Source organism: Streptomyces sp. NPDC090077 (genome assembly GCF_044747545.1).
GTDB lineage: Bacteria > Actinomycetota > Actinomycetes > Streptomycetales > Streptomycetaceae > Streptomyces.
Map to the genome: position 1 here is coordinate 113,903 of NZ_JBIVEG010000011.1, position 22,972 is coordinate 136,874.

At 72.9% G+C, this 22,972-nt stretch carries 14 protein-coding genes; 4 read left to right on the forward strand and 10 right to left on the reverse strand.

From position 1 onward, the window contains the following. Positions 1–140: 140 nt before the first annotated feature. Entirely contained in the window at positions 141–1,553 is a 1,413-nt protein-coding gene (proS, locus tag ACIPW5_RS20025; RefSeq protein ID WP_401246464.1) for a proline--tRNA ligase, read from the reverse strand. A gap of 131 nt (positions 1,554–1,684) precedes the next feature. On the opposite strand from proS, the gene ACIPW5_RS20030 reads away from it, so the two are divergent. After that, positions 1,685–2,365 carry a methyltransferase type 11 gene (locus ACIPW5_RS20030; protein ID WP_401246467.1) on the forward strand — a complete coding sequence of 227 codons (681 nt, stop codon included), beginning with the start codon at positions 1,685–1,687 and terminating at the stop codon, positions 2,363–2,365. A 14-nt stretch (positions 2,366–2,379) separates the two neighbouring features. On the opposite strand, the gene ftsH is transcribed toward ACIPW5_RS20030, so the two are convergent. From ftsH to ACIPW5_RS20060, 6 genes are all read right to left on the reverse strand, one after another. Then, complete coding sequence (gene ftsH / locus ACIPW5_RS20035) at positions 2,380–4,302, reverse strand: ATP-dependent zinc metalloprotease FtsH (protein ID WP_401246470.1); 1,923 nt, start codon at positions 4,300–4,302, stop codon at positions 2,380–2,382. 145 nt (positions 4,303–4,447) lie between these two features. After that, positions 4,448–6,022 (reverse strand): signal recognition particle protein, encoded by a 1,575-nt coding sequence (ffh, locus tag ACIPW5_RS20040; protein ID WP_401246472.1) that lies wholly within the window; start codon positions 6,020–6,022, stop codon positions 4,448–4,450. A 352-nt stretch (positions 6,023–6,374) separates the two neighbouring features. Continuing rightward, positions 6,375–8,807: a [protein-PII] uridylyltransferase gene (locus tag ACIPW5_RS20045; protein ID WP_401246475.1), complete on the reverse strand. Its 2,433-nt coding sequence runs from the start codon at positions 8,805–8,807 to the stop codon at positions 6,375–6,377. Between the two features lie 15 nt (positions 8,808–8,822). Continuing rightward, positions 8,823–9,161 carry a P-II family nitrogen regulator gene (locus ACIPW5_RS20050; protein WP_361610247.1) on the reverse strand — a complete coding sequence of 113 codons (339 nt, stop codon included), beginning with the start codon at positions 9,159–9,161 and terminating at the stop codon, positions 8,823–8,825. Further along, positions 9,158–10,498: an ammonium transporter gene (locus ACIPW5_RS20055; protein ID WP_401246479.1), complete on the reverse strand. Its 1,341-nt coding sequence runs from the start codon at positions 10,496–10,498 to the stop codon at positions 9,158–9,160. Before ACIPW5_RS20055 ends, ACIPW5_RS20050 begins: the two co-directional genes overlap by 4 nt. A 262-nt stretch (positions 10,499–10,760) precedes the next feature. Beyond that, positions 10,761–12,254 carry a hypothetical protein gene (locus ACIPW5_RS20060; RefSeq protein ID WP_401246482.1) on the reverse strand — a complete coding sequence of 498 codons (1,494 nt, stop codon included), beginning with the start codon at positions 12,252–12,254 and terminating at the stop codon, positions 10,761–10,763. Positions 12,255–12,662: 408 nt separating this feature from the next. Between ACIPW5_RS20060 and ACIPW5_RS20065 the strand changes: the two genes are divergently transcribed. Next, on the forward strand, positions 12,663–13,331 hold the full coding sequence (locus tag ACIPW5_RS20065) for a bifunctional DNA primase/polymerase (protein ID WP_401246485.1): 669 nt from the start codon (positions 12,663–12,665) through the stop codon (positions 13,329–13,331). An 85-nt stretch (positions 13,332–13,416) separates the two neighbouring features. On the opposite strand, the gene ftsY is transcribed toward ACIPW5_RS20065, so the two are convergent. Then, a complete protein-coding gene (gene ftsY / locus ACIPW5_RS20070; protein ID WP_401246488.1) occupies positions 13,417–14,637 on the reverse strand; it encodes a signal recognition particle-docking protein FtsY in 1,221 nt (406 codons plus the stop codon). Between the two features lie 143 nt (positions 14,638–14,780). Here ftsY and ACIPW5_RS20075 point away from each other — a divergent pair, with 143 nt between their 5' ends. After that, the gene (locus ACIPW5_RS20075) at positions 14,781–16,283 is read left to right on the forward strand and encodes a cytosine permease (RefSeq protein ID WP_401246491.1); all 1,503 of its coding nucleotides are present in this window, start codon (positions 14,781–14,783) and stop codon (positions 16,281–16,283) included. A 62-nt stretch (positions 16,284–16,345) separates the two neighbouring features. After that, complete coding sequence (locus tag ACIPW5_RS20080) at positions 16,346–17,332, forward strand: LLM class flavin-dependent oxidoreductase (protein ID WP_401246494.1); 987 nt, start codon at positions 16,346–16,348, stop codon at positions 17,330–17,332. Positions 17,333–17,381: 49 nt separating this feature from the next. On the opposite strand, the gene ACIPW5_RS20085 is transcribed toward ACIPW5_RS20080, so the two are convergent. Then, positions 17,382–18,815 carry a sugar porter family MFS transporter gene (locus ACIPW5_RS20085; RefSeq protein ID WP_401246497.1) on the reverse strand — a complete coding sequence of 478 codons (1,434 nt, stop codon included), beginning with the start codon at positions 18,813–18,815 and terminating at the stop codon, positions 17,382–17,384. A 182-nt stretch (positions 18,816–18,997) separates the two neighbouring features. Beyond that, complete coding sequence (locus tag ACIPW5_RS20090) at positions 18,998–22,807, reverse strand: AAA family ATPase (RefSeq protein WP_401246500.1); 3,810 nt, start codon at positions 22,805–22,807, stop codon at positions 18,998–19,000. Between the last annotated feature and the right edge of the window lie 165 nt (positions 22,808–22,972).

Below are 22,972 nucleotides of genomic sequence, written 5' to 3' on the forward strand. Positions count from 1 at the left end.
CGTACCAGTCAGTTCACACTGATGCGTCCCGACGAGGACGGGTGCGCATATCCCAGGAGGAGTCGGTACGTAACGAGGGCTATCGACACCGATGCCCCCGGTGCGCGGCCGGAGCCGCACGCCGGGGGCGCCGGGGGAACTCAGTAGGAGCGCGCGACGATCGCGAGCGTACCGGGGGCGTCGTCGGCCACCGGGACCGACCCGTCCTCGGCCACCAGGCAGCGCACCGAGACGGCCTGCTCGCCCAGCTTGGCCTCGCCCTCGGGGCCGAGGTCGGCCCACGGGATGCGCGCCCAGTTGCCCGCGATGGCGGCCTCGGCGGCCTCCTCGATGGTGGCGACGTCGGTCGTACGGGCCTCGCGGCGCTCGCGGGACTCGCGCAGCAGCTGCGCCTGGTCCTCGTCGAGGACCTTGGGCAGCAGGTCGACGAGGGCGTCGATCTGCACCGGGGTCTTCCCGCCCGGGATCCGGCGGGCCAGCATCGCGGTGCCGGCCTCCAGGTCGCGGGGGCCGATCTCGATGCGGACCGGTACGCCCTTGAGCTCCCAGTCGACGGCGCGGCGGCCGAAGGGGGTGTCGACGCGGTCGTCCACGTGGACGCGGATGCCGGCGGCCTTCAGCTGCGCACCCAGCTCGCGGACCTTCGCCACGGCCTCGTCGCCCTTGATCGCCATGACGACGACCTGGACGTGCGCCAGGCGCGGCGGCACCCGCAGGCCGTTGTCGTCGCCGTGGGACATGATCAGACCGCCGACCATGCGGGTCGAGACGCCCCACGAGGTCTGCCAGACCAGCTCCTGCTGGCCCTCCTTCGACAGGTACTGGGTGTTGAAGGCCTTGGCGAAATTGGTGCCGAGCTCGTGGCTCGTGCCCATCTGCAGGGCCTTGCCGTCGCCCATCATGCCCTCGAGGGTGAGGGTGTTGATGGCGCCGGCGAAGCGCTCCTTGGCGGTCTTGCGGCCGAGCACGACGTCGATGCCGAGCACGTTCGTCATGAAGTCGCCGTAGACGTCGCGGTGGATGCGGGCCGCGTAGTCGCGGGCGTCCTCGTACGTGGCGTGGGCGGTGTGGCCCTCCTGCCAGAGGAACTCGCTCGTACGGAGGAACACGCGGGGGCGCATCTCCCAGCGGACCACGTTGGCCCACTGGTTGATCAGCAGCGGCAGGTCCCGGTAGCTCTGGACCCACTTGGAGAAGTAGTCGTTGATGATCGTCTCGGAGGTGGGCCGGACGACGACCGGCTCTTCCAGCTCCTTGCCGCCGCCGTGGGTGACGACCGCGAGCTCGGGGGCGAAGCCCTCGACGTGCTCGGCTTCCTTCGTCAGGTACGACTGCGGGATGAACAGCGGGAAGTAGGCGTTCTGGGCACCGGCGTCCTTGATCCGGGCGTCCATCTCCTGCTGCATCCGCTCCCACAGGCCGTAGCCGTACGGGCGGATGACCATGGTGCCGCGGACCGGACCGTTGTCGGCCAGCTCGGCCTTGTTGATCAGATCCTGGTACCAGCGGGGGAAATCCTCCGCCTGCGGGGTGAGAACGGGTGCCTTTGCCATGGCGCGAATGGTACGGCGCCGGGCGGGCCGAGCGTGAATCGGGTGGCGCGCTCCTCTGGACGCGGGGGCGAATGGGGAGTTCCCTGGCAACGGGGGCAAGGGGGCGAGACGGAATCAGGAGCGCTCTTTCGATGACACCGACGCCGACGGCGACGCTCGTCGCCCGGGACTGGGCGGAGATCCAGGAACGGATGCTGGTCCCGCTGTACGAAGCGGTCTACGACCGGCTGGAGCTGGGGCCGGGCGACCGGCTGCTGGGCCTCGACTGCGGGGCCGGGCTGGCCCTGCTGCTGGCCGGCGGGCGGGGTGCCTCCGCCACCGGCGTGGAGGCGGATCCGGCCCGCCGGGCCCTGGCCCGCGAACGGCTGCTGGAGGTGGTGGCGGCTCCCCCGGTGCCCGCGGCGCGCCCCTACGACGTGCTGCTCGCCTTCGCGCCCTCCCCGGGCGCCCTGGCCGCGGCCCTGCCCGCGGTCCGGCGGGGCGGCGCGGTGGTGCTGGCCGGCTGGGGCCCCCTGGAGCGCTGCACGGTGCCGGCGGTGCCCGGCGGCGGCCCGGCGGCCCTGGACCTGGACGCGCTGGCGGCGCGGGCGGGGCTGGTGCCCGACGGGTCGGGGCGGGTGTTCTGCCCCTTCGGGTACGCGGACGTGGACAGCGCGGTACGGGGTCTGCTGTCGACCGGGCTGTACGGGGGCGCCGCGGATCCCGCCCTGGCGGAGAAGGAGCTCGCGGAGGCCCTTCACCCGTACGAGCGGGCCGACGGAGCCGTCTGGCTGCCGAACATCTTCCGGTACGTCGTCGCCCGGGTGGCGTAACGGGGCGGTGCGGGTCACTTGGCGAGGCGGGGGATGCCGGCCGCCGCGTACGCCGCCTGCTCGTCCAGGGTCTCGGCCTCCAGCAGGGCCCCGGCGAGGGCGTCGAGCTTCGGCCGGTGCTCGCGCAGCAGGCGGCAGGCCTCCTCGTAGCACTCGTCGACGATCCGCCGCATCTCGTGGTCCACGGTGTCGAGCGTGGTGGGGGCGGCGGCCAGGCCGTAGGGGCCCTGCCCGTCGGAGGGGATCGCGGTGAGCTTGCCGACGCGCTCGCTCATGCCCCAGCGGGCGACCATGCCGCGGACGATGTTGGTGACCTGTTCGAGGTCGTTCTCGGCGCCGGTGGTGATCACGTCGTAGACGGTCTGCTCGGCCGCCATGCCGCCGAGCGCGCCGATGATGCGGCCCCGGAGGTACTCCTCCGTGTACGCGTACCGGTCCGCGTCGGGGGTGGAGAGGGTGACGCCGAGCGCCCTGCCCCGGGGCACGATGGTGATCTTGCGTACGGGGTCGGCGCCGGGCTGGAGCATGCCCAGCAGGGCGTGGCCGCTCTCGTGGTAGGCGGTGCGGCGGCGTTCCTCCAGCGGCATCACCAGGGGGCGTTCCGCGCCGAGCTGGACCTTCTCCAGGGCGTCGGAGAGGTCCGCCTGGGTGACCTGGCGCTGCTTGCGCTTGACGGCGAGCAGCGCGGCCTCGTTGGCCAGGTTGGCGAGTTCGGCCCCGGTCATGCCGGGGGTGGTGCGGGCCACCTGGGCGAGGTCGACGCCGGGGGCGAGCGGGATGTCGCGGGTGTGGATGCGCAGGATGGCCTCGCGGCCGTCCCGGTCGGGCGGGGAGACCACGACCGTGCGGTCGAAGCGGCCGGGCCGGGTCAGGGCGGGGTCGAGGACGTCCGCCCGGTTGGTGGCGGCGAGGACGACGACGCCCTCGGAGCCGGAGAACCCGTCCATCTCGGTGAGGATCTGGTTGAGGGTCTGTTCGCGCTCGTCGTGCCCGCCCATGGCCGCGCCGCCGCCGCGGACCCTGCCGATGGTGTCGATCTCGTCGATGAACACGATCGCGGGGGCCACCTTGCGGGCCTCGGTGAAGAGCTCCCTGACCCGGGAGGCGCCGACCCCGACGATCATCTCGATGAACTCGGAGGCGGACGCGGAGAAGAAGGGCACCCCGGCCTCTCCGGCGACGGCCCGCGCGAGCAGGGTCTTGCCGGTGCCGGGAGGACCGGCGAGCAGGACGCCGCCGGGCATCCGGGCGCCCATGTCGCGGTACTGCTGGGGGTTCTTGAGGAAGTCGACGACGTCGTTCAGCTCGCCCTCGACCTCGTCGATGCCGGCGACGTCGTCGAAGGTGGTGCGCGGGGCGCCCGCTTCCAGTTCCACCGGCTTGGGCGGGCCCTTGCGGCCCAGCGCACCCATCCCGCCCATGGCCGAGCCCATCCGGCGGGCGATGAGCAGCCACAGGCCGACGAGGAGCAGCATCGGGGCGAGGGAGATCAGCAGGTTGGCCAGGAAGCTGCGCTGCACGACCACCGGGGAGGCGGTGACGGTGACGCCCTTGCTCGTGAGGCTGGACCACAGCTGGTCGTCGGCGAAGGCGGGGCGCTGGGTGACGAACTTGGTGTAGTCGCCCTTGTCGCCGGGGAGCGGCTGCTTGTTCTTGAGCTCGCCCTGGATGGCGTCGCCCTTGGAGTAGATCTTGGAGACGTTGCCGTCGGCGACCTGCTTGCTGAACTCCGTGTACGAGATCGTCGGCTCGTCGCCCTCGTTGAAGAAGGACAGCACGAGGTTGGTCAGCAGGAAGACGATCAGGGCGGCGAGGACCAGTCCGCGCCATCCCCCGCCGGGCAGCTTCCGCTTGGCGGGCGGGTCGGGCGGGGCGCCCTCGGAGCGCCAGGGGGTGTCGGCCCGGTCGCGCGGCGGTACGGGGGTGGGGCTGGGCACGTGGGTGCCTCCTTATGCCGTCATGCCGTCATGCCGTCCTCCCGGCCGACCATAAGCGACAAATCGACCCGATGCTCCCGCAGATGCGGAAGGGCCCCGGGCGCACGACGTGCCCGGGGCCCTTCGGCAGGTGCTTCTCGACCTGCTACTTCATGAACTTCTTGAACTCGTCCGGAAGGTCGAAGTCCTGACCGGGCTGGCCGCCGCCGGCGGGGAGCCCGAACGGGTTGCCGCCCGCGGCGGGCTCGACGGCCTGGGCGCCCTGCTCGCGGCGGGCCGCGGCCGCGGCCTCCTCTTCCTTGCGCTTCATCGGGTTGCCGCTCTTGCGCTTGCCCTTGGCCTGCTTGACCTGCTTCTTCTGCCGGCCGGGGCCTCCGCCCATGCCCGGGATGCCGGGCATGCCGGGCATCCCGCCGCCCTGGGCCATGCGGGACATCATCTTGCGGGCGTCGAAGAACCGCTCCACGAGCGACTTCACGGCGCTGACCTCGACACCGGAGCCCTTGGCGATGCGGGCGCGGCGCGAGCCGTTGATGATGTGCGGGTCCTGGCGCTCGGCCGGGGTCATCGACTTGATGATCGCGGCGGTGCGGTCCACGTCGCGCTCGTCGATGTTGTTGATCTGGTCCTTGATCTGGCCCATGCCCGGCAGCATGCCGAGGAGCTTGGAGATGGAGCCCATCTTGCGGACCTGCTCCATCTGGGCCAGGAAGTCGTCGAGCGTGAACTCCTTGGGGCCCTTGGCGAGCTTGGCCGCCATCTTCTCGGCCTCGGCCTGCGAGAAGGTCTTCTCGGCCTGCTCGATGAGGGTGAGCATGTCACCCATGTCGAGGATCCGGCCCGCCATGCGGTCGGGGTGGAAGGCGTCGAACTCGTCGAGCTTCTCGCCGTTCGAGGCGAACATGATCTGCTTGCCGGTGACGTGCGCGATGGAGAGCGCGGCACCACCGCGGGCGTCGCCGTCGAGCTTGGACAGCACCACGCCGTCGAAGCCGACGCCGTCGCGGAAGGCCTCGGCGGTGTTGACCGCGTCCTGGCCGATCATCGCGTCGACGACGAAGAGGATCTCGTCCGGGCTGACGGCGTCGCGGATGTCCGCGGCCTGCTGCATCAGCTCCTGGTCGATGCCGAGGCGGCCGGCGGTGTCGACGATGACGATGTCGTGCTGCTTGGCACGGGCGTACTCGACGGAGTCCTTGGCCACCTGGACCGGGTCGCCGACGCCGTTGCCGGGCTGGGGCGCGTAGATCGCGACGCCGGCGCGGTCGGCGACGACGCTGAGCTGGTTGACGGCGTTGGGGCGCTGGAGGTCGCAGGCGACCAGGAGCGGGGTGTGGCCCTGCCCCTTCAGCCAGAAGCCGAGCTTTCCGGCGAGGGTGGTCTTACCGGCACCCTGGAGACCGGCCAGCATGATCACGGTGGGCGCGGTCTTGGCGAAGCGCAGCCGGCGGGTCTCGCCGCCGAGGATGGCGACGAGCTCGTCGTTGACGATCTTCAGGACCTGCTGGCCGGGGTTCAGCGCCTTGCTGACCTCGGCACCGCGGGCCCTCTCCTTGACGTTCGCGATGAAGGAGCGGACGACGGGGAGGGCGACGTCGGCCTCGAGGAGGGCGATACGGATTTCCCGCGCCGCAGCGTCGATGTCCTGCTCGGAGAGGCGGCCTTTGCCCCGGAGGGACTTGAAGGTCGCGCTGAGGCGGTCGGAAAGCGTATCGAACACGGTGGTCGCGATTCCTCGGGTCGGGGGCGTGATGGTCGCCCCCCAGGGTATCCGCCCGTTCCCCCTCCCGGGGGCGGGGTCACCGGGCCCGCCTCCCCACCGGGGGCTGCGCCGGTGCCGCTGCGCGGGGCTGGGGTCCCCTACCCGCCCTTCCACCGTTCCCAGGGGCTCCGCCCCTGACCCCGTACGGACGCTGCGCGCCCGTCGCCTCAAACGCCGGCGAGGCTGATTTCAGCCTCGCCGGCGTTTGAGGCGACGGGCGCGCGGGGGCAGAGCCCCCGCAAGGGGTCCGGGCGCAGCCCGGGGAACGGGCGAAGGGCGGGGCGGGGAGCTCGGCCCCGCGCAGCGGGGGCTAGGTCAGGGCGGTCTGGACCTGGGCGGCCACGGCGGCGGCCGCTGTCGGCGGGAGGGGTTTGCCGTCGGGGTCGACGACGTAGACCGTGTCCACCGCGTTCGCCCCCAGCGTGGAGACGTGCGCGCTCCGCACCCGGACCCCCGCCGCCTCCAGGGCGCGCCCGATCCGGTGCAGCAGCCCCACCGCGTCCGGGGCGCGGACCTCCAGGACCGTGGCCAGCGGCGAGACGTCCGGGACCACCGTGACGCGCGGCGGCGGGGGAACGACCCCGCGCCGGCGCGGGTACGCCGCCTCCCGGCCGGCCAGCTTCGCCGGGACGTCCAGGCTGCCGTCCAGGGCCCGCACCAGGTCGGTGCGCAGCCGGGCGGCCTGCGGGAGGGCGCCGTACTCCGCGGCCACCCGCCAGCGCAGCACCAGCACCTCGCCCAGGTGGTCCGGCAGCTCCAGGAACCGCAGGTCGGCCGCCCGCACCGTCAGCCGGTGCAGGGCCAGCACCCCGGAGACCGCCGGGAGCACCCCGGGCTGGTCGGGGACGGCCACGGCCAGCTCGACGCCGACGGCCTCGTCCTCCTCCTGCCGGGCGTGCAGGGTGAGCACCGGCTCCCCGGTGCGCAGCGCCTCCAGCGCCAGCCGCTCCTGCTCCGCGGTGGGCAGGTCCGGCTCGGGGCCGGCGGGCGGGGCCCCGCTGAGCACGGCGGCGACCCGCCGCACCAGGTCGGCCACCAGGGAGCCCCGCCAGGTGCTCCAGGCGGCGGGCCCGGTCGCGAGGGCGTCGGCCTCGGTGAGGGCGTGCAGGACCTCCAGGGTGCCGGTCGACCCGACGGCCCGGGCCACCGCGGTGACGGTCGCCGGGTCGTCGAGGTCCCGCCGGGTCGCGGTGTCCACGAGGAGCAGGTGGTGGCGTACGAGGGTGCCCAGCACGGCGGTGTCCTCGGCGTCGAAGCCGACCCGCACGGCCATGTCCCGGGCGATGGTCTCGCCGACGAGGGAGTGGTCGCCCGGCCAGCCCTTGCCGATGTCGTGCAGCAGGGCGGCCATCAGCAGCAGGTCGGGCCGGCCCACCCGGCGGGTCAGCGCCGAGGCCCGGACGGCCGTCTCGATCAGGTGCCGGTCCACCGTCCAGGTGTGCACGGGGTTGTGCTGGGGGCGGCAGCGCACCCGCTCCCAGTCGGGCAGCAGCCTGCTGATCAGGCCCTCGGCCTCCAGGGCCTCCCACACCCCGACCATCGGCTCCCCCGCGCCCAGCAGGGTCAGCAGCTGCTCCCGGGCCTCCGCCGGCCACGGCACGGGCAGCGGCCGGGCCTGCGCGGCGAGGCGGCGTACGGCGTGCAGCGAGACGGGCAGGCCCGCCTGTGCGGCGGCGGCGCCGAAGCGCAGGGGCAGCACGGGGTCCCGTTCGGGCCGGGCGGCCAGCGCGAGCACCGCCTCCCCGTCGGACTCCACCACCCCCTCGGCCAGCGGCGCCCGCTCGGGGGCCGTCGTACCCCGGGTGCCGAGGAGTCCGCGCAGCCTCGGCCGGGCGGCCCGGGCGCGCAGCACCCGCCCGACCTCCCGCCAGGTGACGTCGCCCGCGTACGCGACGACCCGCGCGGCCTCGTACACCTCGCGCAGCAGCGCGTCGGCGTCGAGCAGCCCCAGCCGGGCGGCGACCTGGGGCTGCTCCTGGAGCGCCAGCCGGTCGGTGGCCCGGCCGGTGACCAGGTGCAGCGCGTCGCGCGCGTCGAGCAGCCGCCGCCGGGCCTCGGCGAGCCCCTCGCGCGGGGCGTCGGCGAGCCAGGAGGCGGCGACGGCCCGCAGGACGGTGACGTCGCGCAGGCCGCCGCGCGCCTCCTTGAGGTCGGGTTCCAGCAGGAAGCGCAGCTCGCCGGCGCGCTCGGCCCGTTCCCGGCACAGGGCGTGCAGCTGCGGGAGCCGTCGGGCGGCCTGGTTGCGCCAGTCGGCGAGCACCGCGGTGCGCAGCCCGGCGAGCAGCCCGGCGTCGCCGGAGACGAGCCGTGCGTCGAGCAGTCCGAGGTGGGCCTTGAGGTCCTCGGCGGCGGTCTTGCGGGCCTCGCCGGGGGTGCGCACGGAGTGGTCCAGGGCCAGGCCGAGGTCCCACACGGGGTACCAGAGGCGGTCGGCGAGCGCGCTCAGTTCGGCGGGCCGCGCCTTGCCGTCGTGGAGCAGCAGCAGGTCGAGGTCGCTGCGCGGGGAGAGGTCGGCGCGGCCGTAGCCGCCGACGGCGACGAGGGCGGCGCCGCGCACGCCGGTCTCCCGCGCGGCCCGCGCGAACTGTGCGTTCAGCCATTGGTCGGTCAGCCCGGACAGGGCGGAACGCCGGGAAGGCCCGGACCGCGACTCCTCCTGGAGGAGTCGCAGCCGGGCCTCGGCGTAGCCGCCGGGTCCGGAGCCGGCCGGGTCGTCCTGCGTGGTCTCTTCGACGCTCGTCACCCGGGGCTCCCCTGTCTAGAGCGCGTCGGCGCCGCGCTCGCCGGTGCGGACCCGGACGACCGAGTCCACGGGGACGCTCCACACCTTGCCGTCGCCGATCTTCTCGGTCCGGGCGGCGCTGACGATGACGGAGATGAGCTCTTCGGCCTCCTCGTCCTCGACCAGCACCTCGATGCGGATCTTGGGTACGAGGTCCACGGTGTACTCGGCGCCGCGGTAGACCTCGGTGTGGCCGCGCTGGCGTCCGTATCCGCTGGCCTCGGAGACGGTGAGGCCCTGGACCCCGAAGGCGTGGAGGGCTTCCTTGATCTCGTCCAGCTTGTAGGGCTTGACGATGGCGGTGATCAGCTTCATGCGTCGACCTTCTTGCTCGCGGCGGGGGCGGGGGCGGTGGTGGTCCGTGCGGAGATCCCGCCGCCGGCGCCGCTGAAGTCGTATGCGGTCTCGGCGTGCTCGACCTGGTCGATGCCGGAGACCTCGACGTCCTCCGCGACCCGCATCCCGATGGTCTTGTCGAGGAGGAAGGCCATGATCGCCGATACGACGAGGGAGTAGGCGAGGACGGAGAAGACCCCGATGGCCTGCTTGCCGAGCTGTTCCAGGCCGCCGCCGTAGAAGAGGCCCTTGGCCTCGGACTGGACGCCGCCGGTGGCGAAGAAGCCGACGAGCAGGGAGCCGGCGATGCCGCCGACGAGGTGGACGCCGACCACGTCGAGGGAGTCGTCGTAGCCGAACTTGTACTTCAGGCCGACGGCCATGGCGCACAGCACACCGGCGATGGCGCCGACGGCGATCGCGCCGAGCGGGCTGACGGAGCCGCCCGCGGGGGTGATGGCGACGAGGCCGGCGACGGCGCCGGAGGCGGCTCCCAGGGTGGTGAAGGAGCCGTGGCGCAGCTTCTCGTAGCCGAGCCAGGCGAGCATGGCGGCGGCGGTGGCGACCTGGGTGTTGACGAACATGACGGCGCCGACGCCGTCGTCGTTGCCGAGCCAGGAGCCGGCGTTGAAGCCGAACCAGCCGAACCACAGCAGGCCCGCGCCGAGCATGACCAGGGGGAGGCTGTGCGGGCGCATCGGGTCCTTCTTGAAGCCGACGCGCTTGCCGATGACCAGGATGACGCCGAGGGCGGCGGCGCCCGCGTTGATGTGGACGGCGGTGCCGCCGGCGAAGTCGATGACGCCGAGTTCGAAGAGCCAGCCGCCGGCGCCCCACACCCAGTGGGCGACGGGGAAGTAGACGACGGTGACCCACAGGGCGGTGAAGAGCACCCAGGCGCTGAACTTGACGCGGTCCGCGAGGGCGCCGCTGATCAGGGCGGGGGTGATGACCGCGAACATCAGCTGGAAGACGGCGAAGACGTAGACGGGGATGGTGTAGCCGTCCCACAGCTCGGTGAGGCCGATGCCGCTGAGGCCGACGTAGTCGGAGTTCCAGCCGATCACGGAGCCCGAGTCGGTGCCGAAGGCGAGGCTGAAGCCGTAGAGGACCCAGAGGATCGTGACGATCCCGAGGCTGATGAAGCTCATCATCAGCATGTTGAGGCTGCTCTTGACGCGGACCATGCCTCCGTAGAAGAAGGCGAGTCCCGGGGTCATCAGCATGACCAGGGCGGAGCAGATGAGCATGAACCCGGTGTTCGCGGCAGACAGGGTCGGGGCGTCTGCTGCGAGGGTCGTGATGGCTGATGCCATCGGCGTCTCCTCGTCGTCGGTACGTTCGCGTGCGGGCGATCGTGGGAAACCTGAGCGGCGGCGTAAGGTCTGGCCGGTTATTGGCCCTGAGATTCGCGCAGGACGGTTTCCGGCGGCGCCGCTGGGTGTTTCGCGCCGATGACGAAGAGGTCGGGCGTGTTACGCCTCCATGAACCGGTGAGGAACGCGTCGGGACCGGGTCAGGCGGGGGTCAGGCCGGGGTCGGGCCCACGTCAGGCGCGGGCCCGGGCCGCGGGGCGGCTCAGACGGCCTCCGCGGCCTCCGGCAGCCGGGAGGCGAGGAGGTCGGTCAGCCGGACCACCTCGGCCACGTCCCCGTATTCACGGGCGGCGGTGTCGACGGTCTTGCGGAGCCGGGTGTTCACCCGTTCGGACCGCACCTTTCTCGCCACGTCAAGGGCCTGGTCCACGAGGACGGTGGCCTGTTCCGGCTCGCGCTGGAGCAGGTGGACGGTGGCCATGCCGATGAGGTTCAGGGCGTACGAGCGCTGGTGCTCCCCGTCCTTGGCGAAGAGTTCCACGGCCCGTTCCATCACCGGTTCTGCGAGGGAGGCGTAGGTGGGGCTGCGCCCGGCCACGTAGGCCAGGTCGCGGTAGGAGTGCGAGTTCTCGCCGTTGAGTTCGGCCTCGGAGAAGAAGCGGATCCAGTCGGGTTCGGGCTCGGAGTCGAAGCCGACGTCGGAGAAGGTGTCCTCGGCCATCCGCACGGCCCGCTTGCAGCGGCTGGGCTGGCCCATGTTGGCGTAGGCGCGGGCCTCCATCGCGTACAGCATGGCCTGGGTGCGCGGTCCGGCGCAGTCGCGGCTGCCGTACTGGGCGAGGTGGATGAGCTCCAGGGCGTCCTCGGGGCGGCCCAGGTGGATCATCTGGCGGCTCATGCCGGACAGGATGTAGGAGCCGAGCGGCTTGTCGCCGGCTTCCTTCGCGGCGTGCAGCGCGAGGACGAAGTACTTCTGCGCGGTGGGGTGCAGGCCGATGTCGTAGCTCATCCAGCCGGCCAGTTCGGCGAGTTCGGCGGCGACCTTGAACAGCCGCTTCATGACCGGGGCCGGGTGGCTCTCCTGGAGCAGGTCGGTGACCTCGTGGAGCTGGCCGACGACGGCCTTGCGGCGCAGGCCGCCGCCGCACTGGGCGTCCCACTGGCGGAACATCACGGTGGTGGCTTCGAGGAGGTCGAGCTCGGGCTCGGACAGCCGGGGCGGCCGGTGTCCGCCGAGCGCGCCCGACGGCCCGGTCTCGGGGCGCGGTCCGAGGTCGGCGGCCGGGGACGGGACGAGCCAGCGCTGCATGGGCTCGATGAGGGCGGGGCCGGCGGAGAGGGCGAGCGAGGTCCCGAGGAAGCCCCGGCGGGCGAGCATCAGGTCACTGCGGGAGAACTCGCTGAGCAGCTCCACGGTCTGCGGACCCGCCCAGGGCAGGTCGACGCCGGAGACGGAGGGGGTCTGGTGGGCGGTGCGCAGGCCGAGCTGTTCGATGGCGACGACGGAGCCGAAGCGTTCGGAGAAGAGCTCCGAGAGGATGCGCGGGACGGGTTCGCGGGGCTGTTCGCCGTCGAGCCAGCGGCGCACGCGGGAGGTGTCGGTGCTGATGTGGTGGGCGCCCATCTGGCGCGCGCGGCGGTTGACCTGGCGGGCGAGTTCGCCCTTGGACCAGCCGCTGCGGACGAACCACGAGGTCAGCTGTTCGTTCCGGACAGCGGATTCGCCGCTCGTTCCGCTTGCGCCGTTGCCGCTCACTGGAACGCCCCCATCCGCATCGCCTCTTCACACGGAACCCTGGCCGGGGCGGCCCACTCCGCCATGGACCTTCACAGGTCCTCCACCGATTGCCTCCGGCATACCCACGGTTGGGGTCCGCCGTCCAGGTTCGTGCACCGAAAGTAATCCTACGATCACCCCGTCGGCGAGGTCGATTCCAGAAACGCCACCATTCGCCACCCCTTCGAATGAACTCGCCACCGGCCAGGCGCGATTCACTTGACACCAAGGCGAAACGACAGTGGTTGGACGGGAGTGCGCTCGGGGCGCGCGCGGCGAGGAGTGCGCCGGGCGGCTCCGGTGGACGGCGCGCACCACCCGGCCTCCGACAGGTCTCGCCGACGTCGTAACCACCGGCGCGTCCGACCCGTTGGAGGGGGCATGGGCATGGGCTTCACGATCGGCGGCAGCCGCAGCACCAAGGAGTTCCGTTCCGGCGTCCGGCGCCGCGGACGCACCTCGGAGTGCACGACGGTGGCGGAGTACACCGGGCTCTGGGGCTGGGACGCGGTCCCCGGCGCCCGCGCCGCCGCTCCGGGCCGCGACTGCTCCTGCGGTCATACGAACTGCGGTGCGCCGGGGGCGCACCCGCTGGACTTCGCTCCGACCGTCCCGGGGGGCGCCACCCTGGACGAGGTCGCCGCGATCTGGGGCGAGTACCCGGGCGCGGCGGTCCTGCTCCCGGTCGGCCGCTCCTTCGACGTCATCGAGGTCTCCGCCGAGGCCGGCCGGCGCGCCCTGGTCCGGCTGGAGCGGATGGGCCTGCCGCTGGGGCCCGTGACGGCCACCCCGGACGGCCGGGCGCAGTTCTTCGTCGCCCCGGGCGCCGCCGCCGAGCTGCCCGAGCTGCTGTACCGGATGGGCTGGGACGACGCCGATCTGGACCTGCGCGCCCTGGGCCGCGGCGCCTTCCTGACCGCCCCGCCCTGCGACCACGCGGGCCTGGGCCCGGCCACCTGGCTGCGCGGGCCCGCGCTGGACAGTGCGGGCGGCCCCCCGCAGGCCCGGCTGCTGCTCGGCACCCTGGCCTACACCTGTCACCGCTTCCGCCGCTGACGGCCCCCGCCCACGGCAGTGCCCCGGGTCCTGGACGGACCCGGGGCACTGGTCTGCGTACGGCCTTCGCCGGGGTGCTGCCGGCTCAGTCGCCGATGAGGGCGTCCACGAACGCCTCCGGCTCGAAGGGGGCCAGGTCGTCCGGGCCCTCGCCGAGGCCGACGAGCTTGACCGGGACGCCCAGCTCGCGCTGGACGGCGACGACGATGCCGCCCTTGGCGGTGCCGTCGAGCTTGGTGAGCACGATGCCGGTGATGTCCACGACCTCGGCGAAGACGCGCGCCTGGGTCAGGCCGTTCTGGCCGGTGGTGGCGTCCAGGACCAGCAGGACCTCGTCCAGCGGGCCGTGCTTCTCCACGACGCGCTTGACCTTGCCGAGCTCGTCCATGAGGCCGGTCTTGGTGTGCAGCCGGCCGGCGGTGTCGATGAGCACCACGTCGGCGCCCTCGGCGATGCCCTCCTTGACCGCGTCGTAGGCGATGGAGGCCGGGTCGCCGCCCTCGGGGCCGCGGACGGTACGGGCGCCCACGCGCTCGCCCCAGGTCTGGAGCTGGTCGGCGGCGGCGGCGCGGAAGGTGTCGGCGGCGCCGAGGACCACGCTGCGGCCGTCGGCGACGAGGACCCGGGCGAGCTTGCCGGTGGTGGTGGTCTTGCCGGTGCCGTTGACGCCGACGACCATCACGACGCCCGGGGTGTCCGTGCCGCTCTCGGTCTTCACGGCGCGGTCGAAGTCGGTGCCGACCAGGGTCAGCAGCTCCTCCTTCAGCAGGGCGCGCAGCTCTGCGGGGGTGCGGGTGCCGAGCACCTTGACCCGCTCGCGGAGGCGCTCGACCAGCTCCTGCGTCGGCGCGACACCGACGTCGGCGATGAGGAGGGTCTCCTCGATCTCCTCCCAGGTGTCCTCGTCGAGGTGCTCGCGCGAGAGGAGCGTGAGCAGCCCCTTGCCGAGCGAGTTCTGCGAACGGGCGAGCCGCGCGCGCAGCCGGACCAGGCGGCCGGCGGTGGGCTCGGGCACCTCGATCTCGGGCGCGGCCGGGGCCTCCGGCTCGGCGACGGGCGCCTCGGCCTCGGGGGCCGCCGCCTCCGCCTCGGGGAGCACGACCTCCTCGATGGTCCGGCGCGGCTCTTCGGCCGTCGGTGCGGAGTCCTCCCCCACCTGCGGTTCGGCGGGCGGGGCAGTGATGGTCGGCGTGCTCGGCGGCGCCGTGGGGGGCAGCTGCTTCTTCTTGCGGCTGCTGACCACGAGCCCGCTGATCGCGCCGACCGCGACCAGGGCGATGACTACAGCAAGGATGAGGATTTCCATAACCGTCCCAGTATCGGCCACGGCGGCCCCGGAGCCCGGACCTCGACGCCCGTACCGGGCCCTAAGCCCCTATTTATGCAATTCCGCGCAAATCTACGATGATGGACGACTTCCCGTCCTCGCACGCCCCACGGAGCAACCGCATGCCCGCCGAGCCCGCCACCGGCGCCATACCGGCCGAGACCGCAGCCGGAACCGCAGCAGCCCAGGCCACCGGCAAGAACGCCGCCGAGACCCGCGGGCTGGAGCCCGTCCCGGATTCCGAGCGCACCGGCCGGGTGCGCGAGCTGGTCCCCACCTGGGTCGCCGCGAACATCAGCGTGCTGCTGCTCACCATGGGCGCCGGCCTGGTGATCTTCAACAAGCTCAACATCTGGCAGGTGCTGGTCGTCGCGCTGGCCGCGCCGGTCGTGTCGTACGGGATGGTCGGCCTGATCTCCCTCGCCGGCCAGCGCGGCGGCGCGCCGGGCATGGCGCTGTCGCGGGCCGTCTTCGGCCAGCGCGGCAACCTCTTCCCCGGCGCCCTGATCTGGGTGGCGCGCTGGGGCTGGGAGACCATCAACGCGGTCAGCGGCGCCTACGCCGTGCTGACCGTCCTGGACCTGCTCTTCGGGGTGAAGAGCAACACCGTGCTCATCGTCGTCACCCTGCTCTTCTTCGTGGGCTGCACCTTCGTGGTCTCGGGGCTGGGCATCAACGCGCTGCGGGTCTGCTCGAAGTGGTCGACGTACCTCTTCGGCGGCTTCAGCGTGCTCGTCCTCGGCTACCTGCTCGTCACCACCGACTGGTCCGCCGTGTTCGGCAAGCCCGCCGGGTCCACGGCGATGATGGTCGCCGGTATCGGCACCATCGCGGCGGGCGGCATCAGCTGGGTGCCCTCCGGCCCGGACTTCACGCGGTACCTGCCGCGCACCGCCTCCTCCAGGGGGGTGGTCGGCGCGACGATCGGCGGCGCGGGCGTGGTGGTCCTGCCGATGGTGCTGATGGGTGCGGTGATGGCCGTCGGCACGCCGGACCTGGCGAGCGCGCAGGACCCGGTGTCCTTCATCGGCGAGCTGCTGCCGACCTGGATCGCGGTCCCGTACCTGCTGATCGCCCTGATCGGGATGCTGCTGATCAACTCGATGTCGATGTACTCGGCCGGGTTCACCGCGCAGACCCTGGGCATCAAGGTGCCGCGCGCCTGGGCGGTCAGCGTGAACGCCCTCATCAGCCTGGTGTTCGGCTTCCTGCTGATGGTGGTCGCGACCAGCTTCTTCGGCTCGTTCATCTCCTTCCTGACCCTGCTGGCCGTGGCGTTCTCCGCGTGGATCGGCGTCTTCGGCGTGGACATGCTGCGCCGCCCGTCCTACGACGGTGCCGCGCTGCTGGACACCACGCCGACCAGCGCCTACTGGTACCGGGGCGGTTTCGCCTGGCAGGCGATGACGGCCTGGGGCGTCGCCCTGGCGGCCGGGCTGCTGTTCACCAAGGTGGACTGGTTCAGCGGGCCGTTCGCCGCCACCTGGATCGGCGAGAACGGCCTCGGCTGGGTGACCGGCATCCTGGTGTCCGCCGCGCTGTACGCCGTACTGCCGCGCACCCCCGCCCCGGCGGCTCCGGAGCGGGCCGCGGAGCCCGAGCGGGCCGGAGCCCTGTCCAACTGACGCTGCGTCAGCTAACGTCCCCCCTCGCCCGACCGTCCGCATCCGGCGAAGGGGGACTTCCCATGCCCATCACCGTGGCCCGGTTCAACCTGATCGACCCCGACGGCACCCCCGCGACGCTGGCCGCCCGCTACCAGGCGGCGGTGGAGATGGCCCGGTACGCCGACGAGCACGGGATCGACACGGTCCAGACGGAGGAGCACCACGGCACCGACAACAACTGGCTGCCCTCCCCCTTCGCGTTCGCGGGCGCCGTCCTCGGCGCCACCCGGCGGATCGCGGTCACCGTCTCGGCGATCATCGGCCCGCTGCACGACCCGCTGAAGGTGGCCGAGGACATCGCCGTGCTGGACCTCATCGGGGGCGGGCGGCTGGTGACCGTGGCGGGCATCGGCTACCGGCCCGAGGAGTACGAGCAGCACGGGGTGGAGTGGGGGCGGCGCGGCAGGCTCCAGGACGAGCTGCTGGAGACCCTGCTGAAGGCCTGGACCGGCGAGCCGTTCGAGTTCCGCGGCCGCACCGTGAAGGTGACGCCGGTGCCCTTCACCCAGCCGCACCCGATGCTGCTGGTGGGCGGGAGTTCGAAGGCGGCGGCGCGGCGGGCGGCCCGGCTGGGGCTGCCGTTCTTCCCGAGCGCGCACCTGCCGGAGCTGGAGGCGTACTACGCCGAGCGGCTCGCGGAGTACGGCACCGAGGGCTTCTGCATGATGCCCGCACCGGAGACCCCGCTCCTGCACGTCTCGGAGGACCCGGACCGGGCGTGGGCGCTCTACGGGAAGCACTTCCTGCACGAGGCGGGCATGTACGCCTCCTGGCAGTCCAAGGACATCCGTTCGGCGGTGCGCTCCGGCGCCCGCACGGTCGGGGAGCTGCGGGCCGAGGGGGTCTACCGGATCCTCGCCCCGGAGGAGGCGGTGGCGTACGCGCGCGGGGCCGGCGAGGCGGGGAACCTCGTGCTGCACCCGCTGTGCGGCGGGATGCCGCTGGACGAGGGATGGCGCAGCCTGCGGCTGCTGTGCGAAAAGGTGCTGCCCCGGCTCCGGGACTGAGCCCGGGCCGGGGCGGCACGTGGAGGAGGGGGGTGGTGGCGGGGAGTTGTTACCCCATCTCCTCCAACGCCTTGCCCTTGGTCTCCGGCACCCACTTGAGGATGAACGGGATCGAGAGCAGGGCGAAGACCGTGTAGATCACGTAGGCGCCGGACAGGTTCCAGTCCGACAGGGTCGGGAAGGTGACGGTGACGACCCAGTTGGCGATCCACTGGGCCGCGGCGGCGACGCCGAGGGCGGCGGCACGGATCCGGTTGGGGAACATCTCGCCGAGCAGCACCCAGACCACCACGCCCCAGGAGAGGGCGAAGAAGAGGACGAAGGCGTGTGCGGCGATCAGGGCGACGGTGCCCTGGGTGTCGGGCATGGAGATGTCGTCGCCGGTGCCGGTCTTGTACGAGAACGCCCACGCGCAGAGGCCGAGGGAGACGGCCATGCCCGCCGAGCCGATCAGTGCGAGCGGCTTGCGGCCGATCCGGTCGACGAAGATCATCGCGATCACCGTGCCGATGATGTTGATGATCGACGTGGTGAAGGAGTACAGGAACGAGCTGGTCGGGTCGATGCCGACGGACTGCCACAGCGAGGAGCTGTAGTAGAAGATCACGTTGATGCCGACGAGCTGCTGGAAGACCGAGAGGCCGATGCCGATCCAGACGATGGGCAGCAGGCCGAAGCGGCCGCCGAGCAGGTCCTTGAAGGTGGACTTGTGCTCGGAGCGCATGGCCGTCTCGATCTCGGCGACGCGTGCGTCCAGGTCGACCTTGGTCCCCTCGACCTCGGCCAGCACCTTGCGGGCCTCCGCGGTGCGGCCGGCGGAGATCAGGAAGCGGGGCGACTCCGGGATGACGAAGGACATCAGCCCGTAGAGCACGGCCGGGACCACCATCACGCCGAGCATCCACTGCCAGGCTTCGAGTCCGCCGATCGTCCCGCGCTGGTCGCCGTCGGCCAGGTTCAGGATGCCCCAGTTGACCAGCTGCGAGACGGCGATGCCGATGACGATCGCGGCCTGCTGGAAGGAGGCCAGCCGGCCGCGGTAGGCGGGCGGGGAGACCTCGGCGATGTAGGCGGGGCCGATGACGGACGCCATGCCGATGCCGAAGCCGCCGATGACGCGCCACATCGCGAGGTCCCAGAGCGCGAACGGGAGGGCCGAGCCGATGGCGCTCGCAGTGAAGAGGACGGCGGCGATCTGCATGCAGCGGATGCGGCCGATCCGGTCGGCGAGGCGGCCCGCGGTGGCGGCGCCGAGCGCGCAGCCGATCAGGGCGGCGGCGATCACCTGGGCGAGCGCGGCCGAGCCGATGTCGAAGCGTTCGCGGATGGCGACGACGGCGCCGTTGATGACGGAGCTGTCGTAGCCGAAGAGGAATCCGCCCATGGCGGCGGCCGCGGTGATGAAGATGACGTGCCCGAGGTGGTCGGGCTGGGACGCGCGTCCGCCGCCGGGTACCGGTGCCTGCGCAGTGCTGCTGGTCAAGGTGTGCTCCGTGGGGGGTTCTGTCCGTTCTCCTAGTGGCGCACAGGTCAAGATCGGGCACCACCGGAAGGCGGGAGGCAGCACAGAGCCTATGTGTTCATTTCCTGAAGTCAATAGGCGATGTGAAGGTCGGATTAAGTTCAGACCCCAGGCCTTGATTTCACTTCTTGAATGAGTACGGTTCAGCGGAGCCGCTGGCTGATGACCTTCGAGACCCCGTCGCCCTGCATCGAGACCCCGTACAGGGCGTCCGCGACCTCCATCGTCCGCTTCTGGTGCGTGATGACGATCAGCTGCGAGCTCTCCTGGAGCTCCTCCATGATGCGGATCAGCCGCTGGAGGTTGGTGTCGTCGAGCGCCGCCTCCACCTCGTCCATCACGTAGAACGGGCTGGGCCTCGCCTTGAAGATGGAGACCAGCAGCGCCACGGCCGTCAGCGACCGCTCGCCGCCGGACAGCAGCGACAGCCGCTTGACCTTCTTGCCCGGCGGACGGGCCTCGACGTCCACGCCCGTGGTCAGCATGTCCTCCGGGTCGGTGAGGACGAGACGGCCCTCGCCGCCGGGGAACAGCCGCGAGAACACCCCCTCGAACTCCCGGGCCGTGTCCCGGTAGGCCTCGGTGAAGACCTGTTCGACCCGCTGGTCCACCTCCTTCACCACTTGAAGGAGGTCTGCACGGGTCTTCCGCAGGTCCCCCAGCTGCTCGCTCAGGAACCGGTGGCGCTCCTCCAGCGCCGCGAACTCCTCCAGCGCCAGCGGGTTGACCTTGCCCAGCTGCTGGTACGCCCGTTCGGCCGCCCTGAGCCGCTTCTCCTGCCGGGCCCGGTCGAAGGGACCGGGCCGGTTGCGCGGGTGGTCCGGGTCCTCCGGGAGGACCTCGCCCTCGGCCGGCGGGGACGGCGGGACCGGCTGGTCGGGTCCGTACTCCGCCACCAGGGCGGCGGGCTCCACGCCCAGCTCCTCCAGCGCCCGCTCCTCCAGCTGCTCGATCCGCAGCCGCTTCTCGGCGCCGAGCACCTCGCCCCGGTGCACCGAGTCGGTCAGCTTGTCGAGTTCGCCCTTGAGGTCGCGGCCCCGGCCGCGGGCCTCGCCGAGTTCCTGCTCGCGCAGCCCCTTGGCGTGCTCGGCGGCCGAACGCTCCAGCTCCGCCCGGCCGATCGACACCTCCAGGTGCGCCAGCAGCTGCCGGGCCCCGTCGGCGACGGCCCGGCCCACCTCGGCCTCGTACCGCCGGCGCTGCCGGCGCCGCTCCGCCCGGGTCCGGGCCTCGCGCTCGGCCCGGGCGCCCCGGTCGAGCGCGTCCGCCCGCCCGGCCAGGCCCTTCACCCGCTCCTCGTGCGTACGCAGCTGGAGGCGGGCCTCCATCTCGGTCTGCCGCGCGTTCGCCCCGTCGGCGGAGAGCCGGTCCCGGGCCGAGGTGTCGGGCTCCTCCGCCAGCGGCATCTCCTCCGCGACCGCGAGCCGCTCCGCGCACTCCTCCACCTCGACCCGCGCGCGCTCCAGCGCCTCCTGGGCGGTCTCCGCCGCCCGGGCGCTGCGCTCGGCCTCGCCCTGGGCGCCCTTCGCCTGCCCGGCGAGCCGGCCGAGCTGCTGGGCGGCACCGGCCCGGGCCCGCTCCCCGGCCCGCCGACGCTCCGCCAGCTCCTCGGTGCGGGCCGCCGCCTCGGTGCGGCGGCGCTGGGCCTCCTCCTTCGCCCCGGCCAGCTCCCCGCACTCGCCATCCAGCCGCTCCAGTTCCGCCGCCGCCTCGTCGACGGCGGCCTGGACCTCGATCAGGCTGGGGGCTCCGGCGGAGCCCCCGTACGCCAGATGGGCGCCGAGCACGTCCCCGTCGGCCGTCACCGCGACCAGGTCCGGCCGCGCGGCGACGACCGCCTCGGCCTCCTCCAGGGTCCCGACCACGACGTGCTCCCGCAGCACCCACGCGACGGCCCGCCGCACCTCCTCGTCCCCGCGGACGAGCGAAGCCGCCGCCGGGTACGGCACCTCGACGGCCACTCCCGCCCCACCCGACACACCCTCCAACCCCGCCGACGTTCGAGGCCCGGGGTCCGGGACGGAGCCCCGCACCTCCAGCCCCGCCGGCGATTGAGGCGCGGGGTCCGGGACGGAGCCCCGCCTATCCAGCCCCGCCGGCGATTGAGGCGCGGGGTCCGGGGCGGAGCCCCGGTTACGGGAAGGGGCGGGGTGGGGGGAGGCTTCCGGGCCCCGGTCCTGCCCGGGCAGGCCGGCCCCGCCCGGGGCCACGGGACCCTGCCCCGGGATCACGGCGGCAGCCGGCGGCACGACCAGGAACGCGGCCCGCCCCGCATCGGCATCCCGCAGGTGCCGGATGGCCCCGGCCGCGGCCCCCGCCGAGGCGACGGCCACCGCGTTCGCGGCGGAGCCCAGCGCGGCGGCCACCGCGACCTCGTACCCCGGGACCACCGACACCCGCTCCGCCGCAGGACCCAGCACCCCCGCCAGCCGCTCCCGCACCGCGAGCAGCGCCCCGGTCCCGTCCTTGCGCCGCAGCCCCAGCGCGAGCGCCTCCCGCCGCGCCGACACCGCCGCGCGGGACCGTTCCGCCGCACCGAGCGCCTCCCGGGCGGCGCCGAGCGCGGCCTCCGCCCCGGTCAGCGCGGCCTTCGCCGCCTCGTACTCCCCCTCCACCGAAGGGTCCTCGAGCCCGCCGACCTCCCCGGCCAGTTCCTCGTACTCCTCCCGGGCCGCCACCGCCCGGGCCTCTGCCTCGTCCCGGGCCGCCACCAGCCGCTCGATCTCCGCCTGCGCCGCGCCCGCCCGCGACCGGGCCGCCCCCAGCCGCCCGGTCAGCCGGGCCAGCTCCTCGCGCCGGTCGGCGATGGCCCGCGCGGCGTCCCGCAGCCGGCGCTCCTCCTCGGCCAGGGCCCGCTCCAGCCCGGCCCGGTGCTCGGCGGTGTCCTCCAGGGCCCGTTCGGCCGCCTCCAGCGCGGCGGTCAGCTCCGCCTCCTGCTCCCGGATCCGCGCGGCCTCCCGCTCCATCTCCTCGGGATCGCGGCCGCGCCGCTCCTCCTCCACCGGCGCGGACGCGCTCTTGACCCGGGCCTCGGCCAGCGAGGCGGTCCCGCGCACGCGCTCGGCGAGCTGCGAGAGCTCGTACCAGGTCTGCTGGGTCCGCCGGAGCCGCGGCGCGAGGCGGCGTACCGATTCCTCCAGGTCCGCTTCGCGGCGCAGCGCGTCCGCGAGGTCCCGCTCCGCGGACTCCTTGCGCTCCTTGAGGGCGGCCTCGTCGGCGATCTCCGCGTCGAGCGCGCTCCGCAGCTCCACCAGGTCGTCGGCGAGCAGGCGCAGCTTCGCGTCGCGCAGGTCGGCCTGGATCACGGCGGCCCGGCGGGCCACCGCGGCCTGCCGGCCCAGGGGCTTGAGCTGGCGGCGCAGTTCGTCGGCCAGGTCCTGCACCCGCGCGAGGTTGGCCTGCATCGCGTCGAGTTTGCGGAGCGCCTTCTCCTTGCGCTTGCGGTGCTTCAGTACGCCCGCGGCCTCCTCGATGAAGGCGCGGCGGCCGGTCGGGTCGGCGTGCAGGACGGAGTCGAGCTGTCCCTGGCCGACGATGACGTGCATCTCGCGGCCGATGCCGGAGTCGGAGAGCAGCTCCTGGATGTCGAGGAGCCGGCAGGTGTCACCGTTGATCTGGTATTCGCTGCTGCCACCGCGGAACATGATCCGCGTGATGGTGACCTCGGCGTAGTCGATGGGCAGTGCGCCGTCGGAGTTGTCGATGGTGAGGGAGACCTCGGCCCGTCCCAGCGGCGGGCGTCCCGTGGTGCCCGCGAAGATGACGTCCTCCATCTTCCCGCCGCGCAGGGATTTGGCTCCCTGTTCCCCCATGACCCAGGACAGCGCGTCCACCACGTTGGACTTGCCGGATCCGTTGGGTCCGACGACGCAGGTGATCCCCGGTTCGAAGCGCAGGGTGGTGGCGGAGGCGAAGGACTTGAAGCCACGCAGGGTCAGGGACTTGAGGTGCACGCCGCCGGACTCTACCTTTCACGTTCGGTTTCACCCATGAAGGTGCAGGGCACTTCAGACGTTAAAGGAATCAGCCCCCCACCTGGCCCAACGCGCGATCCGCGGGCGCCGTGCGGACGGAATGAAAGAAGGGACGCCGAGGCGTCCCTTGCATATCATTCGGGG

Coding starts and splice junctions, on each gene's coding strand:
- ACIPW5_RS20030 (WP_401246467.1), top strand. CDS start 1,685: ATGACACCGACGCCGACGGCGACGCTCGTCGCCCGGGACTGGGCGGAG.
- ACIPW5_RS20065 (WP_401246485.1), top strand. CDS start 12,663: ATGGGCTTCACGATCGGCGGCAGCCGCAGCACCAAGGAGTTCCGTTCC.
- ACIPW5_RS20080 (WP_401246494.1), top strand. CDS start 16,346: ATGCCCATCACCGTGGCCCGGTTCAACCTGATCGACCCCGACGGCACC.
- proS (WP_401246464.1), bottom strand. CDS start 1,553: ATGGCAAAGGCACCCGTTCTCACCCCGCAGGCGGAGGATTTCCCCCGC.
- ACIPW5_RS20075 (WP_401246491.1), top strand. CDS start 14,781: ATGCCCGCCGAGCCCGCCACCGGCGCCATACCGGCCGAGACCGCAGCC.
- ACIPW5_RS20050 (WP_361610247.1), bottom strand. CDS start 9,161: ATGAAGCTGATCACCGCCATCGTCAAGCCCTACAAGCTGGACGAGATC.
- ACIPW5_RS20055 (WP_401246479.1), bottom strand. CDS start 10,498: ATGGCATCAGCCATCACGACCCTCGCAGCAGACGCCCCGACCCTGTCT.
- ftsY (WP_401246488.1), bottom strand. CDS start 14,637: ATGGAAATCCTCATCCTTGCTGTAGTCATCGCCCTGGTCGCGGTCGGC.